Origin of the sequence: Rhizobium terricola (genome assembly GCF_012927355.1) — a bacterium.
In the GTDB taxonomy this organism is placed as follows: Bacteria; Pseudomonadota; Alphaproteobacteria; order Rhizobiales; family Rhizobiaceae; genus Allorhizobium; species Allorhizobium terricola.
Window position 1 is genome coordinate 321,194 of sequence record NZ_JABBGK010000001.1, and the last position, 13,919, is coordinate 335,112.

The following is a 13,919-nucleotide window of genomic DNA, read 5'->3' on the forward strand; positions in this document are numbered from 1 at the left end:
AGCTAAGTGTTAGAAATTGCAGGTGAGGGGGTAGACGGCGACGCGCACGAACGAGGGGCTGCGTGACGACGATGCGATTTTTTCTAAAACTCATGTTGATGGTGTTGGTAACAGCTTTCGCCGCGCCCTCCCTGGCGCAGAGCGATCCGAAGGACCTCATCAACGCGCTGGGCAAGGCCAATTTCAAGCAGGCCGAGGAACTGCTGACGCAGATCGCGGCGACCGGTGATGCTCGTGTCGTTCCGGCGCTCGAGGCCTTCGCCGAGGGCGATCTCTATGTTCGCAAGTCCGATGGCGCGGTCGTCATCACCAAGGCCGCCGGTTCCAATCTGGTCGCCATCGATCCGCTTTCCGGCGAGACCCTCGGCGAGGCGCCGAAGGCTGCCTTCACGAAGATCAAGGTCAACAACAATCTGCGTCGCGCCATCCGCTCGGCGCTGGGCGGGCTGACGCTCATGAGCCCCGACAGGGCGGTGCGCCTGCAGGCGGCGCAACAGGTGCTGCAATCGCCGAGCGCGGAAAATCTCGATCTCGTCGAGGCGGCGCTCGCCAAGGAAGCCGACAGCGAGGTCAAGGCCCGCATGGAAGAGGCGCGCGCCGTGTCGCTGCTGGCCTCCGACCGTTCCGTCGAGGAAAAGCGCGCCGCGATCGACAGGGTCGCCTCGCTCGGCGGGCGCGAGGCGATCGGCATCCTGATGACCGTGTCCTCGACGATCGACGAAAGCCTGAAACCCGATCTCGACAAGGCGATCGCCGGCATCGAGGGTGATCTGGCGCTGTGGGATGCGGGCCAGAACGTCTGGTACGGCATTTCGCTCGGCTCGGTGCTGCTGCTGGCCGCCATCGGCCTTGCCATCACCTTCGGCGTCATGGGCATCATCAACATGGCGCATGGCGAGATGGTGATGATCGGCGCCTATTCCACCTTCATGGTCCAGCAGGTGATCCGCACCTCCTATCCGGGGCTGTTCGACTGGTCGCTGGCCATCGCCCTGCCTGTGGCCTTCCTCGTCACCGCCGTGATCGGCCTCGTCATCGAGCGCGGCGTCATCCGTTTTCTCTATGGCCGGCCGCTCGAGACGCTGCTCGCCACCTGGGGCATTTCGCTGATCCTGCAGCAGTTGATCCGCACGATCTTCGGCCCGACCAATCAGGAGGTCGGCAATCCGTCGTGGATGTCCGGCTCGTTCGCGCTGGGTGGGCTGACGATCACCTGGAACCGGTTGTGGATCGTGCTCTTTTCGCTGACCATCTTCTTTGCCCTGCTTGCACTGATGAAACGGTCCGCCTTCGGGTTGCAGATGCGCGCCGTCACGCAGAACCGCCGCATGGCGTCGTCGATGGGCATTCGCACCCCGTGGGTCGACGCCTTCACCTTCGCGCTCGGCTCCGGCATCGCCGGTATCGCCGGTGTGGCCCTTTCCCAGATTGACAACGTTTCGCCCAACCTCGGCCAAGCCTACATCATCGACAGTTTCATGGTCGTGGTGTTCGGCGGGGTCGGCAATCTCTGGGGCACGTTTGTCGGCGCGCTGTTGCTTGGCGTGCTCAACAAGTTCCTCGAACCCTCGGTCGGCGCGGTCCTCGGCAAGATCCTCGTGCTCGTGCTGATCATCCTCTTCATCCAGAAACGACCGCGCGGCCTCTTCGCGCTCAAGGGAAGGGCGGTGGAAGCATGATCACCGGTTTCATCTTCAGGGCACTCGAAGGCAGGATCGTCATTGCCGTCGGCGTTCTTCTCGGCGTGGCGCTCATCGTCCCGGCGCTCAATCTGCTCACCCCGGTGGACAGCTTTCTTCATATCCCGACCTATGCCGTGTCGCTGATGGGCAAATATCTCTGCTATGCGCTGCTGGCGCTGGCACTCGACCTGGTCTGGGGCTATTGCGGCATCCTGTCTCTCGGTCACGGCGCCTTCTTCGCGCTCGGCGGCTATGCCATGGGCATGTATCTGATGCGCCAGATCGGCAGCCGCGGCGTCTACGGCAATCCGATCCTGCCCGACTTCATGGTCTTCCTCAACTGGAAGGAACTGCCGTGGTTCTGGCACGGCATGGACATGTTCTGGTTCGCCATGCTGATGGTGCTCGTCGTGCCGGGGCTGCTCGCTTTCGTCTTTGGCTGGTTCGCCTTCCGCTCCAGAGTGAACGGCGTCTATCTGTCGATCATCACCCAGGCGATGACCTATGCGCTGCTCTTGGCCTTCTTCCGCAACGACATGGGTTTCGGCGGCAATAACGGCCTTACCGACTTCAAGGAAATCATCGGCTTCAACGTGCAGGCGGACGGCACGCGCGCGGTGCTGTTCGCGCTCTCGGCGCTCATGCTGTCGCTCTGCCTGGTGATATCCTCGGCGATCGTGCGTTCCAAGTTCGGAAAGGTGCTGGTCGGCGTGCGCGATGCCGAAAGCCGCGTGCGCTTCCTCGGCTACCGGGTGGAAAACATCAAGCTGTTCACCTTTGTGGTTTCGGCGATGATGGCGGGGATCGCAGGCGCCCTGTTCGTGCCGCAGGTCGGCATCATCAATCCGGGCGAGTTCGCGCCGGCAAACTCCATCGAGGTGGTGGTCTGGACCGCGGTCGGCGGGCGCGGCACGCTGATCGGGCCGATCATCGGCGCGCTGATGGTCAATGCGGGCAAGAGCTATTTCACCGGCGCATTCCCGGAACTCTGGCTGTTCGCGCTGGGCGGGCTCTTCATCGGCGTGACGCTGTTTCTGCCCAAGGGCGTGGTCGGCACGATCCAGCAGCGGCTGGCGACGCGGCGCGAGCGCGAGGCGGCGGGCGACGCCGCCAACACTGACACGGTAACCGACGCGGCGCTGCCGGTCGGCCAGGCGGCGGAGTAAGCGTCATGAACGACAAGAAGCCCACGAGCATCCTCTATCTCGACGGCGTGTCCGTCTCCTTCGACGGCTTCAAGGCGCTGAACTCGCTGTCCTTCGTCGTCGAGCCGGGCGAGCTTCGCGCGATCATCGGCCCGAACGGTGCCGGAAAGACGACGATGATGGACATCATTACGGGCAAGACCCGGCCTGACGAAGGCGAGGTTTTCTTCAACGGTGACGTCGACCTGACGAAGAGGGACGAGGCCGAGATCGCCCAGCTCGGCATCGGCCGCAAGTTCCAGAAGCCGACCGTGTTCGAGAGCCATACCGTCTGGGACAATCTCGAACTCGCACTCAACCGTGACCGCGGCGTGTTCGGCACGTTGTTCTATCGCCTTTCGGCGGAAGACAAGGCGCGCATCGAGGAGATCCTCGAGACGGTGCGGCTGACCGCTCGCGCCCAGGACCTCGCCGCCAATCTCAGCCATGGCCAGAAGCAATGGCTGGAGATCGGCATGCTGCTCGCGCAGGAACCCAAGCTGCTTCTGGTCGACGAGCCGGTGGCCGGCATGACCGACGCGGAGACGGCGGAGACGGCGATCCTGCTCAAGGAAATCGCCCGGACCCGTTCGGTGGTCGTCGTCGAACACGACATGGGCTTCATCCGCGATCTCGGGGTCAAGGTCACGTGTCTCGCCGAAGGCTCGGTACTGGCCGAGGGCTCGATCGATTTCGTCTCGGCCGATCCCAAGGTGATCGAGAACTATCTGGGGCGGTGATCAGATGATGTCGGACGCTGCGGCGCGCATACCCCCCTCTGCCCTGCCGGGCATCTTCCCCTCAAGGGGGGAGATCGGATCTTGGCAATCCGCCGGCCCAATATCCAAGCGAAGGTTCGGGGGGTACGGGCGGTATCGTCCCGCGAGGATAGTTTGCAGGCGAGAGGCCGGCTCCGCGCCGATCTCCCCCCTTGAGGGGAAGATGCCCGGCAGGGCAGAGGGGGGTGTCGTACCCCGTAAACATTTCGGGGAACACGCATCATGCTGACAGTCGACAACATCAACCTTCACTACGGCGCCGCCCAGGCCCTGCGCGGGGTCTCGATCAAGGCCGAGATGGGCAAGATCACCTGTGTGCTCGGTCGAAACGGGGTCGGCAAGTCGTCGCTGCTACGGGCCGTCACCGGCCAGCACGGCGTTTCCTCCGGCACGATCGCTTTTTCGGGCACGACGCTTGACGGGATGGCGCCGTTCAACCGGGCCAAGCTCGGCCTCGGCTATGTGCCGCAGGGGCGGGAAATCTTCCCGCTTCTGACCGTCCGGGAAAACCTCGAGACCGGTTATGCGCCGCTGCCGCGCAAGGACCGTTTCATTCCCGACGAGATCTTCAGCCTGTTTCCGGTTCTGGAAAGCATGCTGGGGCGACGCGGCGGCGATCTCTCGGGTGGTCAGCAGCAGCAGCTGGCGATCGGCCGGGCCATGGTGACGCGGCCGAAGATCCTCGTGCTCGACGAACCGACGGAGGGCATCCAGCCGTCGATCATCAAGGATATCGGCCGGGCGATCAAATATCTGCGCGATTCTACCGGCATGGCGATCCTGCTGGTCGAGCAGTATCTCGATTTCTGCCGCGAGCTTGCCGACCAAGTCTACATCATGGATCGCGGCGAGATCGTCCATGAAGGCAGGGCGGAAACGCTCGACACGCCCGAGGCGCGGCGGCATCTGACGGTCTGATCTTGTCTCACATGGTTGATGATTTATTAGTGATCTATGCTTGAAGCTGAGGGGACGCGTGGTATCAACGCGCATCTGCTAACAGAAGGCACAGCCATGACATCCAGCACGGTTCGAAACCGGTTGCGGGCGCGCGACCTCGTTGGTCTTCTCGCGACGGGCTATCTTTTCTTCGGGGCCACGACCGGTGATGCAGCGGCAGCCACGGGCTGCGGCATGCCGATGGACCCCGGCCGGCACGACATGGTGATCCGCTCCGAGGGCGAGGAGCGCAGTGCGGTCTACTACATCCCGTCGGGCTATACCGGCGGCCGCAAGGTTCCGCTGGTCTTCGACTTCCACGGTTCCAACAGCCATCCTCGCGGCCAGCTTAACCGCAGCCATTGGGATCAGGTTGCGGAGCAGGAAGGATTCATCGTGATGGCGCTGGAAGGCAGCCTCGACGGTGCGTTGCCCGGAACCCATGCGTGGAACGTGCCGGGCGTCAACCCGCTGCCCGGGGTCAGCCGCGAGGGACGTCTCGACGAGGGCAAGTTCATCCGCGACGCGGTGGCTGCGGCGAAGGAGACGTTCTGCGTCGACCCCGCCCGCATCTATGCGTCGGGCTATTCGGGCGGCGGACGCATGCTGTCGCAATATGTCTGCGACGGGCATGGCGACTTTGCCGCCGCCGGTTTCGTCATGGGCCTGCGCGCCGGCTATCCCGAGCAGGAGGACGGTGTGTGGCGCCCGCGCAAGGAAAGCTGCAACCCGGCGCGTCCGATCTCGATCATCGCGTTTTCCGGCCTCAAGGATCACGTCAACCCGTTTGCCGGTGGCGGAAAGCCCTACTGGCAGTATGGCGGCGAGGTGGCGGTCAAGCGCTGGGCGGAGCTTAACGGCTGCGAGGAGCGGGCGCTCACCGACAAGGGCGACACGGTGACCGTCACGACCTATCCCGGCTGCCGGGGCGGGACGAGCGTGATGTCGCATGTGATTGCCGATGCCGATCACGACTGGCCGTCGCAGGCCATCCGCTTCCGGCTTGCCGCCGCCAGTGGGGACGACACAATCCGGGAGGTTGATGCGACGGGAAGAATGTGGGAGTTTTTCCGCACTGCGGGAGGCGAGCTGATGGCCGGAACGGCGACCACGGCTGCCTGCGCCGACGACAAGACAACCGCCAAGACGAAAAAAGGCGGTCAGGGGATCAAGTGCAGCCAGCAAGTGACATCAGACCTCAGCGCGCCCGGGGCGTCGGAAGGCTTGTGACGAAGCCGTTCGGCGGCCGGACCCGGATCGCCGAGCTCTATCAGGAAGGCGCGGCGAAGATCCGTCTTCCGGAGACCTTCACTTCCGAGATGGAGGCGGTGATCATCAATACCGCCGGCGGGCTCACGGGAGGCGACCGGATGGACTGGTCGTTTTCCGCAGGACCCGACACCTTCGTCACGGCGACGACGCAGGCCTGCGAAAAGATTTACAAGGCTTCGGCCGGTACGGCCGAGGTGGTGACGTCGATCGATGTGGCGGCGGGCGCCCGGCTTCACTGGTTGCCGCAGGAGAGCATCCTTTTCGATAACGCCTCGCTGACGCGCCGGCTCGAGGTCGATCTCGACGAGACCGCCGAATTTGTCGCTGTGGAGGCGATCCTGCTCGGCCGCAAGGCAATGGGCGAGGCGATGGCGCAGGGCATGGTACGCGACCGCTGGCGCATCCGTCGGGCGGGCCGGCTGATCCATGCGGAAGAGTTGATGATGCGGGGCGACATCGCCACGCTGACGCAAGAGGCCCCGGTGCTCGGCGGCAAGGTGGCCTTCGCCACGGTCCTCTATACGGGGCCAAGCTGTGAGGCCCTGCTGCCGAAGGTGCGCGGGGTGCTCGGCCCATGGGGTGGTGCAAGCCACTGGAAGGACAAGCTTGTGGTGCGGCTATCGGCCGAAGATGGGTTCATCTTGAGAAAATCCCTGATCCCGGTGATTTCCATCTTGCGTGGCGGTGCGTCAGTGCCGAAAGTCTGGAATCTATGACAGTGATCAAGAACGTGGAGCGGTCATGAACCTGAGCCCGAGGGAAAAAGACAAACTGCTGATCGCCATGGCGGCCATGGTCGCGCGCCGGCGGCTGGAGCGGGGTGTCAAGCTCAACTATCCGGAAGCGATCGCCTTGATCACCGACTTCGTCGTCGAGGGCGCCCGTGACGGCCGCCCGGTCGCCGAGCTCATGGAGGCGGGTGCCCATGTGGTTACCCGCGGCCAGGTCATGGAGGGCATCGCCGAGATGATCCATGACGTGCAGGTCGAAGCGACCTTCCCGGACGGAACCAAGCTGGTGACCGTTCACGAACCGATCCGCTGAGGGTGCTTTCATGGCGCTGGAGCTTCGACCGAATTGCGAGTGCTGCGACCGCGACCTGCCGCCCGAGAGCCGGGATGCGCTGATCTGCAGTTTCGAATGCACGTTCTGCAGTGACTGCGCGAGCGCCGTGCTTGGCGGCGTCTGCCCCAATTGTGGTGGCGAACTGGTGCGCCGACCGATCCGGCCGGCTGCGCGACTCGTAAACAATCCTGCGTCTGACAAACGCGTCCTCAAGGCCGAGGGCTGCAAGCCGGTCAAGGCCGCCTGAACAACGGAGAGGGACTGTCCATGATCCCGGGTGAAATCATTGCCGCAAGCGGCGACATCGAACTCAATGCCGGTCAACCGACCGTGACGATCGAGGTGTCGAATACCGGCGATCGGCCGGTGCAGGTCGGCAGCCACTACCATTTCTTCGAGGCCAATGCCGGGCTTTCCTTCGACCGGGAAAAGGTTCGCGGCATGCGTCTCGACATTCCGGCAGGAACGGCAGTGCGGTTCGAGCCGGGACAGACGCGGCAGGTGACGCTGATCCCGCTTTCGGGCAAGCGCGCGGTCTACGGTTTCCGCCAACAGGTGATGGGGGCGCTCTGATGGCCGTCCAGCATTATCACGGCAGCTGCCAGTGCGGCGCAGTCGACTTCGACGTCGACCTCGACCTCTCGCATACGGCGACCTGCAATTGCTCGCGCTGCCGCCGGCTTGGCTCCGTGCTGGCGTTTGCGGCCCGGGAAGCCTTCACGCTGAATTCCGGCAGCGAGAACCTCACCGAATACCAGTTCAACAAGCACCTGATCCATCACCAGTTCTGCAAGACCTGCGGTATGCAGGGCTTTTCCTACGGCGCGACGCCGGACGGGCGCCAGATGGTCGCCGTCAATGTCAATTGCCTCGACGGGGTGGACGCACGTTCGCTGCCCTCCGAGGCGTTCGACGGCGCGGCCCTTTAACGAATCTCATACAGGAACCAACAGCCATGCGCCTGCCCGCCACGTCCATTGCCGCCATCGCCTTTCTTACCCTTGTCGCCGTGCCGCCGGCCTTCGCCGAGGATGAGCCCGATGTCGACTGCAAGAACCCGATGACGCAGTACGACATGAATGTCTGCTCCGACCGCGACTACAAGGAGGCGGACAAGGCGCTCAATGCGCAATGGGCCGCGCTGAAGCCGATCGTCAAGGAATGGGACGAGAGCCTGAAGTCGCTCGGCATGATTGCCTCGGCGGAAGCCTCGCTCTTGAAGTCGCAGCGCGCTTGGATCGACTATCGTGACGGCCAGTGCGACACCGAGGAAGCATCGGTGCAGGGCGGGACCATGGCGCCGACGATCTACTCGTCCTGCATGGCGGAGCTGACGCGCAAGCGCACGGAAGAGCTGAAATCGCTCGCCGAAGGTTTCTGAGGAAGGCACCAGAGCGGATGGGACGACGCATCATGATCGTGGGAAACGGACCGGTGGAGGAAGGGGCTGGCGACAGGATCGACCAGTCCGACCTCGTCATCCGTTTCAACGCGGTGCGCAATTTCCCTTCCGCCGGACGCCGCACCGACGTGGTGGCGGTGTGCAATACCGGCCGTCCGGCCCAGGCCATGCTCGGTTCCGAGGATTGGCTGAACGGGTCGGCGGTGGCGGCCTGCCGGGAAATCTGGTCGGTGCGCGACCCGGAGAAGTTTCTTGACCTGCGCCCGCGGCTCGCCCTGTCGCATCCCGAACTCGACGATTTCTGCGATGACCGCACCGAGGACTTCGCCGCCTTCGCCGCCAGCCGGGCCAAGCGCCATCGCGTGATCGCGCGGTCCGTGCACGAGGGGGTGGACGAGGCCCTGGCAGCCTATCGTCCCGAGCCCTATGTCGTGCCGAGCAGCGGCCTGATCGTGGTGGTCCATGTGCTGTCCAGCGAGGCGCGGTCGGACGACGAGGTCGTCGTCGCCGGCTTCACCCATCAGGGGTGGGCTGGGCATCCGTTCTCCGCCGAAAAACGCCTCATCGATGACTTCGTCGCCGCCGGCCGGCTGTCGCGTCTGTCGTCCGATCCCTCGTCCTCCCCCTCCCAAGGAGTCTGAAACCATGCCCTACAAGATGTCCCGCAAGGCCTATGCCTCGATGTTCGGACCGACCACCGGCGACAAGGTCAGGCTCGCTGACACCGAGCTCTTCATCGAGGTCGAGAAGGACTACACGACCTATGGCGATGAGGTGAAGTTCGGCGGCGGCAAGGTCATCCGCGACGGCATGGGGCAGAGCCAGGTGCGCCGCGCCGACGGGGCCGTCGATACGGTCATCACCAATGCGCTGATCCTCGACCACTGGGGGATCGTCAAGGCCGATATCGGCCTGAAGGACGGGCGGATCGTGGCGATCGGCAAGGCCGGCAATCCCGATACCCAACCGGGCGTCGACATCATCGTCGGTCCGGGCACCGAGGCGATCGCCGGGGAGGGCAAGATCGTCACCGCCGGCGGCATGGACAGCCACATCCACTTCATCTGCCCGCAGCAGATCGAAGAAGCGCTGATGAGCGGCCTCACCACCATGCTCGGCGGCGGCACGGGGCCCGCACACGGGACGCTGGCCACCACCTGCACGCCCGGTCCCTGGCACCTTGCCCGCATGATCGAGGCGGCGGACGCCTTTCCGATGAACCTTGCCTTTGCGGGCAAGGGCAATGCCTCGCTGCCCGGCGCGCTCGAGGAAATGGTGCTGGCCGGCGCCACCTCGCTGAAGCTGCACGAGGACTGGGGCACGACGCCCGGCGCCATCGACTGCTGCCTCACGGTGGCCGACCAGTATGACGTTCAGGTGATGATCCATACCGACACGCTGAACGAGTCGGGTTTCGTCGAGGATTCGATCGGTGCCATCAAGGGGCGCACCATCCATGCTTTCCACACGGAAGGGGCCGGCGGCGGTCATGCGCCCGACATCATCAAGATCTGCGGTCAGATGAACGTGATCCCGTCGTCGACCAATCCGACGCGGCCCTACACGGTCAACACGATCGCCGAGCATCTCGACATGCTGATGGTCTGCCATCATCTGTCCTCGTCGATCCCGGAGGACATCGCGTTTGCCGAAAGCCGCATCCGCAAGGAGACGATCGCGGCCGAAGATATCCTCCACGATATCGGCGCCTTTTCGATCATCTCGTCGGACAGCCAGGCCATGGGCCGCGTCGGCGAGGTGGCGATCCGCACCTGGCAGACCGCCGACAAGATGAAGCGCCAGCGCGGGCGCCTTGCCCAGGAAACCGGTGACAACGACAATTTCCGCGTTCGCCGCTACATCGCCAAATACACGATCAACCCGGCGATCGCCCACGGGCTCAGCCACGAGATCGGCTCGGTCGAGGTCGGCAAGCGTGCGGATCTCGTCATTTGGAACCCGGCCTTCTTTGGGGTGAAGCCGGACATGGTGTTGCTCGGCGGCATGATCGCGGCGGCGCCGATGGGCGATCCGAACGCCTCGATCCCGACGCCGCAGCCGGTGCACTACCGACCGATGTTCGGCGCCTTCGGCAAGGCCCGCACCAATTCCTCCGTTACCTTCGTGTCCCAGGCCTCGCTCGACGCCGGTCTCGCAAGCCGGCTCGGTGTCGCCAAGCAGCTGGTGGCGGTGAAGAACACCCGCGGCGGGATTTCCAAGAAGTCGATGATCCTCAACGATCTGACGCCGCATGTGGAGGTCGATCCGGAGACCTATGAGGTGCGCGCCGACGGCGAACTGCTCACCTGCGAGCCGGCCAAGGTTCTGCCAATGGCGCAGCGCTACTTCCTCTTCTGATCGGGCGAAAGTCTTCGCCGGTCATGCGCGTAGCGCAATGCAGCTATGCGGCCGCTTCGCGGCGGTTTAATGCTGCACTGCACTCCGTTTTGGGTTAGTTCTAATTCTTAGAAAGCCGGTCCTGTTGCGAAAGGAGCGGCACGTTTTTTCATTCCAAGGAGATTTCCATGCTGATCGGCAGAAAAGTACCTGACGTGACCTTCCGCACGCGCGTTCGCGACGAATCCGTCGGAGGTCCGAACCCCTTCCGTTGGCAGGACATGACCTCCGACGACTACTTCAAGGGCAAGCGCGTCATCCTCTTCTCGCTGCCGGGCGCATTCACCCCGACCTGCTCGACCTACCAGCTGCCGGACTTCGAGAAGATGTATCCGGAATTCCAGGCCGAGGGCATCGACGAGATCTACTGCATGTCGGTCAACGACGCCTTCGTCATGAACGCCTGGGCCAAGGGCCAGAACCTGCAGAACGTCAAGGTGATCCCGGACGGTTCCGGCGAGTTCACCCGCAAGATGGGCATGCTGGTCGCCAAGGACAACCTCGGTTTCGGCATGCGTTCGTGGCGTTATGCCGCGATCATCAATGACGGCGTCGTCGAGCAGTGGTTCGAGGAAGAAGGTTATTCCGACAACTGCGAGAGCGATCCCTACGGTGTATCATCGCCGCAGAACATCATGGAAAAGCTGAAGGAAAAGAAGGCCGCCTGACGGTCTTTCCGACGGTTCGGAACAAGAAGAGGGCCCGGCAAACGCCGGGCCCTTTGTCGTTAACGGCTTTACTTTAGGAATCGCACATGGAGGGTTGGAAAAAGTTAACGCGCTGCGGACGTTTTTCCGGAGCCGACCGGGTGTTCCATTTCGAGCCGAAGCTGCGGCAGACGAAGAAGGCGCTTGCGGATTTTCTAAAGAAACCCGCGCTTTTCTCGCAATAAACGCTGGAAACAGGCGTTTTTTCGTTCAGGCGAATATTGAATTTAGTGCAATCTAAAGTTATGAGGGATTTCCTGTGGATCAATGTAAATCTATTTTCGTAATAACTCGGATTTTAGTCATCGAATTAGGAATTGGCCAATAAAAGCCTCCTATTCCGGTCAGTGCTGCAATAAAGGGGAGCGGCGCGATGGAAGCACTTAGACGATGGATGTCGCTTCAGGTCGATCTCGGCAATTTCGATAGTCGGGAGGCCGTCTATGGATTTGCGTTGAAAATGGCGTTTCGCGCCGTTATTCTCGCGTTCTTGTTCAATATTGCCGTTCTTCCCATCTGCTATGCTTTGGGCATCATGCCGCTTGAGGTTGCAGATGCCATAAAGCTTTCGGTTGCTTTCTCGTGGCTGTTTGGCGGGGCGGTATCGGGGGCGCTGGCGATCGTCACCGGCCATGTGATCCACGAACTGACCGTTTCGCGCGCCGAGTTCGAGCGCCTCAGCCGCACCGACATGCTGTCTGGCCTGCTCAACCGACGTGCCTTCAATGCCGCTCTCGCCGAGACGGGCCCGGGGTCGTCGCTGGCAATCCTCGACCTCGACCGTTTCAAGTCCATCAATGACGGTCACGGCCATTGCGCCGGCGACGAGGTGATCAAGGCGGTGGCCGACATCCTTCGGGAGGTTTTTGGCGAGCAGCATCTGATGGCCCGCCTCGGGGGCGAGGAATTCGGCGTCATCATCCGCGGCGGCGGCATCGGGCAGCGTATGGGGCTGGTCGAGCGTGCGCGGGGGCTGATCGAAGCGCGCGCCGTCGTCTGCGAAAACACGGCGATCAGCACGACGGTGTCGGCCGGCATGGCCGAGTTCGAGGCCGGACGTCGTCCGGAAAGCGTCTATTCCGCGGCGGATCGCGCGCTCTACTGCGCGAAGGCAAATGGCCGTAACCGGGTTGTGCATGAGGGTGAGGAGGCCGTTTTGCGCTTCGCGCCGGGGGGAGACATCCCGCCTGCAACCCGGCCGCTCGGGCTCGGGGATGAACCTGCGCCGCTTGTCGGTTGAAACTTCCGCCTTGCCGGCTGCCTCATATTTTTGCATGGTTGAAAAGTAACCAGTTCGGAAAAGCCATGCGCCGCGCTACGTCCTATCTCGCCGCCGGAACGTCGGATGAAACCGTCGTCGGTTCTGTCACGCTTGCCCATGATGCGCGCCATCTCAGGCGCAAGTTGCTGCATCTCGAAGACGGCGACATGGTGATGCTCGACCTCAAGGAGCCGGTGCTTTTCGCCGACGGCGACCTCCTCCTGCTTGACGATGGGAACGCCGTCGAGATCAGGGCGGCGGAAGAGCGCCTCTTCGCCGTTACGCCCCGCGACGCACGGCATCTCGTCGAACTCGCCTGGCATCTCGGCAATCGGCATCTGGCGGCACAGTTCGAGGCGGATCGCATTCTGATCCTGCGCGATCATGTCATCCGCGACATGCTTGTCGGGCTTGGTGCGACGGTTACCGAGGTGATCGAACCCTTCCAGCCCCTGCGGGGCGCCTATCACGGTCATGGCGGGCACGGCCACGGCGGCCACGCGCATGGCGGCCATGATGATCATGCCTGAGGCAAGCGCGACGGCGGGCGGGCAGCAGAGCCTGCTCCGCCTGATGACCTGGCTTTCGCCAGCCTTCCCTGTCGGCGGCTTCGTCTATTCCGGCGGGCTGGAGGCGGCGGTCGAGGGTGGTCACCTGGCCGACGGGAACGCGCTTGCGCCCTGGCTCTCGACGCTTCTGTCTTCCGGATCCCTGCGCAATGATGCCATCCTGCTTGGCGAGGCCCATCGGGTCTTCGACGATCCTGAGCGGCTCCTGGGCGTGGCCGAACTCGCTGCGGCGCTTGCCGGTTCGGCGGAACGCTACAGCGAGTCGGTCCGGCAGGGCGACGCATTCCTCGCGGCTGCTTCGGCCTGGCCGCATGCGGTTCTCGACGTCTTTTCCGGCGGCACCGCCTACAGCGTCGCCGTCGGCGCGGTCGCGGCCGCGCATGGCGTGACAGTCTGCGACACGCTCGCGGCCTATCTGCACGCGCAGTGCGCGCAGCTCGTCTCGGCGGCGATCCGTCTCGGCCTGATCGGGCAGCGGCAGGGCGTGGCAGTGCTGGCCGGGCTGGAGCCGCTGATCCTGCGCCAGTCGGAGGCGGTTGCCGGATTGACGCTCGACGACCTCGGTTCCGCGACGGTGATCGCCGACATGCTGTCGATGCGGCACGAGACCCAGTATTCGCGGCTCTTCCAGTCCTGACGAGCCGCCTCCAACCCTTAAGACG

The 13,919-nt window shown here is 63.6% G+C and carries 17 protein-coding genes; all 17 read left to right on the top strand.

Annotated elements, in window-relative coordinates; all coding sequences use genetic code 11:
- Nucleotides 1-92 precede the first annotated feature (92 nt).
- Nucleotides 93-1,679, top strand: coding sequence for an urea ABC transporter permease subunit UrtB (urtB, locus tag HHL25_RS01440; protein WP_169586552.1), 1,587 nt, complete (start codon nucleotides 93-95; stop codon nucleotides 1,677-1,679).
- Nucleotides 1,676-2,848 carry an urea ABC transporter permease subunit UrtC gene (gene urtC / locus HHL25_RS01445; protein ID WP_169586554.1) on the top strand — a complete coding sequence of 391 codons (1,173 nt, stop codon included), beginning with the start codon at nucleotides 1,676-1,678 and terminating at the stop codon, nucleotides 2,846-2,848. Before urtB ends, urtC begins: the two co-directional genes overlap by 4 nt.
- 5 nt (nucleotides 2,849-2,853) lie before the next feature.
- Nucleotides 2,854-3,606, top strand: a complete 753-nt coding sequence (gene urtD / locus HHL25_RS01450; RefSeq protein ID WP_169586556.1) for an urea ABC transporter ATP-binding protein UrtD — start codon at nucleotides 2,854-2,856, stop codon at nucleotides 3,604-3,606.
- Between the two features lie 261 nt (nucleotides 3,607-3,867).
- Nucleotides 3,868-4,563 carry an urea ABC transporter ATP-binding subunit UrtE gene (gene urtE, locus HHL25_RS01455; protein ID WP_169586558.1) on the top strand — a complete coding sequence of 232 codons (696 nt, stop codon included), beginning with the start codon at nucleotides 3,868-3,870 and terminating at the stop codon, nucleotides 4,561-4,563.
- A gap of 96 nt (nucleotides 4,564-4,659) precedes the next feature.
- Nucleotides 4,660-5,814: an alpha/beta hydrolase family esterase gene (locus HHL25_RS01460; RefSeq protein WP_169586560.1), complete on the top strand. Its 1,155-nt coding sequence runs from the start codon at nucleotides 4,660-4,662 to the stop codon at nucleotides 5,812-5,814.
- A complete protein-coding gene (locus tag HHL25_RS01465; RefSeq protein WP_169586562.1) occupies nucleotides 5,757-6,572 on the top strand; it encodes an urease accessory protein UreD in 816 nt (271 codons plus the stop codon). Before HHL25_RS01460 ends, HHL25_RS01465 begins: the two co-directional genes overlap by 58 nt.
- A gap of 25 nt (nucleotides 6,573-6,597) precedes the next feature.
- Complete coding sequence (locus HHL25_RS01470) at nucleotides 6,598-6,900, top strand: urease subunit gamma (RefSeq protein WP_169586564.1); 303 nt, start codon at nucleotides 6,598-6,600, stop codon at nucleotides 6,898-6,900.
- A 10-nt stretch (nucleotides 6,901-6,910) separates the two neighbouring features.
- Complete coding sequence (locus HHL25_RS01475) at nucleotides 6,911-7,168, top strand: DUF1272 domain-containing protein (RefSeq protein WP_169586566.1); 258 nt, start codon at nucleotides 6,911-6,913, stop codon at nucleotides 7,166-7,168.
- Between the two features lie 20 nt (nucleotides 7,169-7,188).
- The gene (locus HHL25_RS01480) at nucleotides 7,189-7,494 is read left to right on the top strand and encodes an urease subunit beta (RefSeq protein ID WP_169586568.1); all 306 of its coding nucleotides are present in this window, start codon (nucleotides 7,189-7,191) and stop codon (nucleotides 7,492-7,494) included.
- Nucleotides 7,494-7,850, top strand: coding sequence for a GFA family protein (locus HHL25_RS01485; RefSeq protein ID WP_169586570.1), 357 nt, complete (start codon nucleotides 7,494-7,496; stop codon nucleotides 7,848-7,850). Before HHL25_RS01480 ends, HHL25_RS01485 begins: the two co-directional genes overlap by 1 nt.
- A gap of 26 nt (nucleotides 7,851-7,876) precedes the next feature.
- Nucleotides 7,877-8,302: a lysozyme inhibitor LprI family protein gene (locus tag HHL25_RS01490; protein ID WP_169586572.1), complete on the top strand. Its 426-nt coding sequence runs from the start codon at nucleotides 7,877-7,879 to the stop codon at nucleotides 8,300-8,302.
- A gap of 32 nt (nucleotides 8,303-8,334) precedes the next feature.
- On the top strand, nucleotides 8,335-8,964 hold the full coding sequence (locus HHL25_RS01495; protein WP_169586574.1) for a Urease operon accessory protein: 630 nt from the start codon (nucleotides 8,335-8,337) through the stop codon (nucleotides 8,962-8,964).
- 4 nt (nucleotides 8,965-8,968) lie between these two features.
- Nucleotides 8,969-10,681, top strand: a complete 1,713-nt coding sequence (gene ureC / locus HHL25_RS01500; protein ID WP_169586576.1) for an urease subunit alpha — start codon at nucleotides 8,969-8,971, stop codon at nucleotides 10,679-10,681.
- Between the two features lie 170 nt (nucleotides 10,682-10,851).
- Entirely contained in the window at nucleotides 10,852-11,388 is a 537-nt protein-coding gene (locus HHL25_RS01505) for a peroxiredoxin (RefSeq protein WP_169589512.1), read from the top strand.
- Nucleotides 11,389-11,800: 412 nt separating this feature from the next.
- Nucleotides 11,801-12,667, top strand: a complete 867-nt coding sequence (locus HHL25_RS01510; protein WP_169586578.1) for a GGDEF domain-containing protein — start codon at nucleotides 11,801-11,803, stop codon at nucleotides 12,665-12,667.
- Between the two features lie 65 nt (nucleotides 12,668-12,732).
- The gene (gene ureE, locus HHL25_RS01515) at nucleotides 12,733-13,218 is read left to right on the top strand and encodes an urease accessory protein UreE (RefSeq protein ID WP_169586580.1); all 486 of its coding nucleotides are present in this window, start codon (nucleotides 12,733-12,735) and stop codon (nucleotides 13,216-13,218) included.
- Nucleotides 13,202-13,894: an urease accessory protein UreF gene (locus tag HHL25_RS01520; protein ID WP_246701730.1), complete on the top strand. Its 693-nt coding sequence runs from the start codon at nucleotides 13,202-13,204 to the stop codon at nucleotides 13,892-13,894. Before ureE ends, HHL25_RS01520 begins: the two co-directional genes overlap by 17 nt.
- The last annotated feature ends 25 nt before the right edge of the window (nucleotides 13,895-13,919 follow it).

What these genes read in the sequence shown, in the direction of transcription:
- HHL25_RS01460 (WP_169586560.1), top strand. Translation starts at nt 4,660, where the DNA reads ATGACATCCAGCACGGTTCGAAACCGGTTGCGGGCGCGCGACCTCGTT.
- HHL25_RS01520 (WP_246701730.1), top strand. Translation starts at nt 13,202, where the DNA reads ATGATGATCATGCCTGAGGCAAGCGCGACGGCGGGCGGGCAGCAGAGC.
- HHL25_RS01470 (WP_169586564.1), top strand. Translation starts at nt 6,598, where the DNA reads ATGAACCTGAGCCCGAGGGAAAAAGACAAACTGCTGATCGCCATGGCG.
- HHL25_RS01475 (WP_169586566.1), top strand. Translation starts at nt 6,911, where the DNA reads ATGGCGCTGGAGCTTCGACCGAATTGCGAGTGCTGCGACCGCGACCTG.
- ureE (WP_169586580.1), top strand. Translation starts at nt 12,733, where the DNA reads ATGCGCCGCGCTACGTCCTATCTCGCCGCCGGAACGTCGGATGAAACC.
- ureC (WP_169586576.1), top strand. Translation starts at nt 8,969, where the DNA reads ATGCCCTACAAGATGTCCCGCAAGGCCTATGCCTCGATGTTCGGACCG.
- urtB (WP_169586552.1), top strand. Translation starts at nt 93, where the DNA reads ATGTTGATGGTGTTGGTAACAGCTTTCGCCGCGCCCTCCCTGGCGCAG.
- HHL25_RS01510 (WP_169586578.1), top strand. Translation starts at nt 11,801, where the DNA reads ATGGAAGCACTTAGACGATGGATGTCGCTTCAGGTCGATCTCGGCAAT.
- HHL25_RS01490 (WP_169586572.1), top strand. Translation starts at nt 7,877, where the DNA reads ATGCGCCTGCCCGCCACGTCCATTGCCGCCATCGCCTTTCTTACCCTT.
- urtE (WP_169586558.1), top strand. Translation starts at nt 3,868, where the DNA reads ATGCTGACAGTCGACAACATCAACCTTCACTACGGCGCCGCCCAGGCC.
- urtD (WP_169586556.1), top strand. Translation starts at nt 2,854, where the DNA reads ATGAACGACAAGAAGCCCACGAGCATCCTCTATCTCGACGGCGTGTCC.
- HHL25_RS01480 (WP_169586568.1), top strand. Translation starts at nt 7,189, where the DNA reads ATGATCCCGGGTGAAATCATTGCCGCAAGCGGCGACATCGAACTCAAT.
- urtC (WP_169586554.1), top strand. Translation starts at nt 1,676, where the DNA reads ATGATCACCGGTTTCATCTTCAGGGCACTCGAAGGCAGGATCGTCATT.
- HHL25_RS01485 (WP_169586570.1), top strand. Translation starts at nt 7,494, where the DNA reads ATGGCCGTCCAGCATTATCACGGCAGCTGCCAGTGCGGCGCAGTCGAC.
- HHL25_RS01495 (WP_169586574.1), top strand. Translation starts at nt 8,335, where the DNA reads ATGATCGTGGGAAACGGACCGGTGGAGGAAGGGGCTGGCGACAGGATC.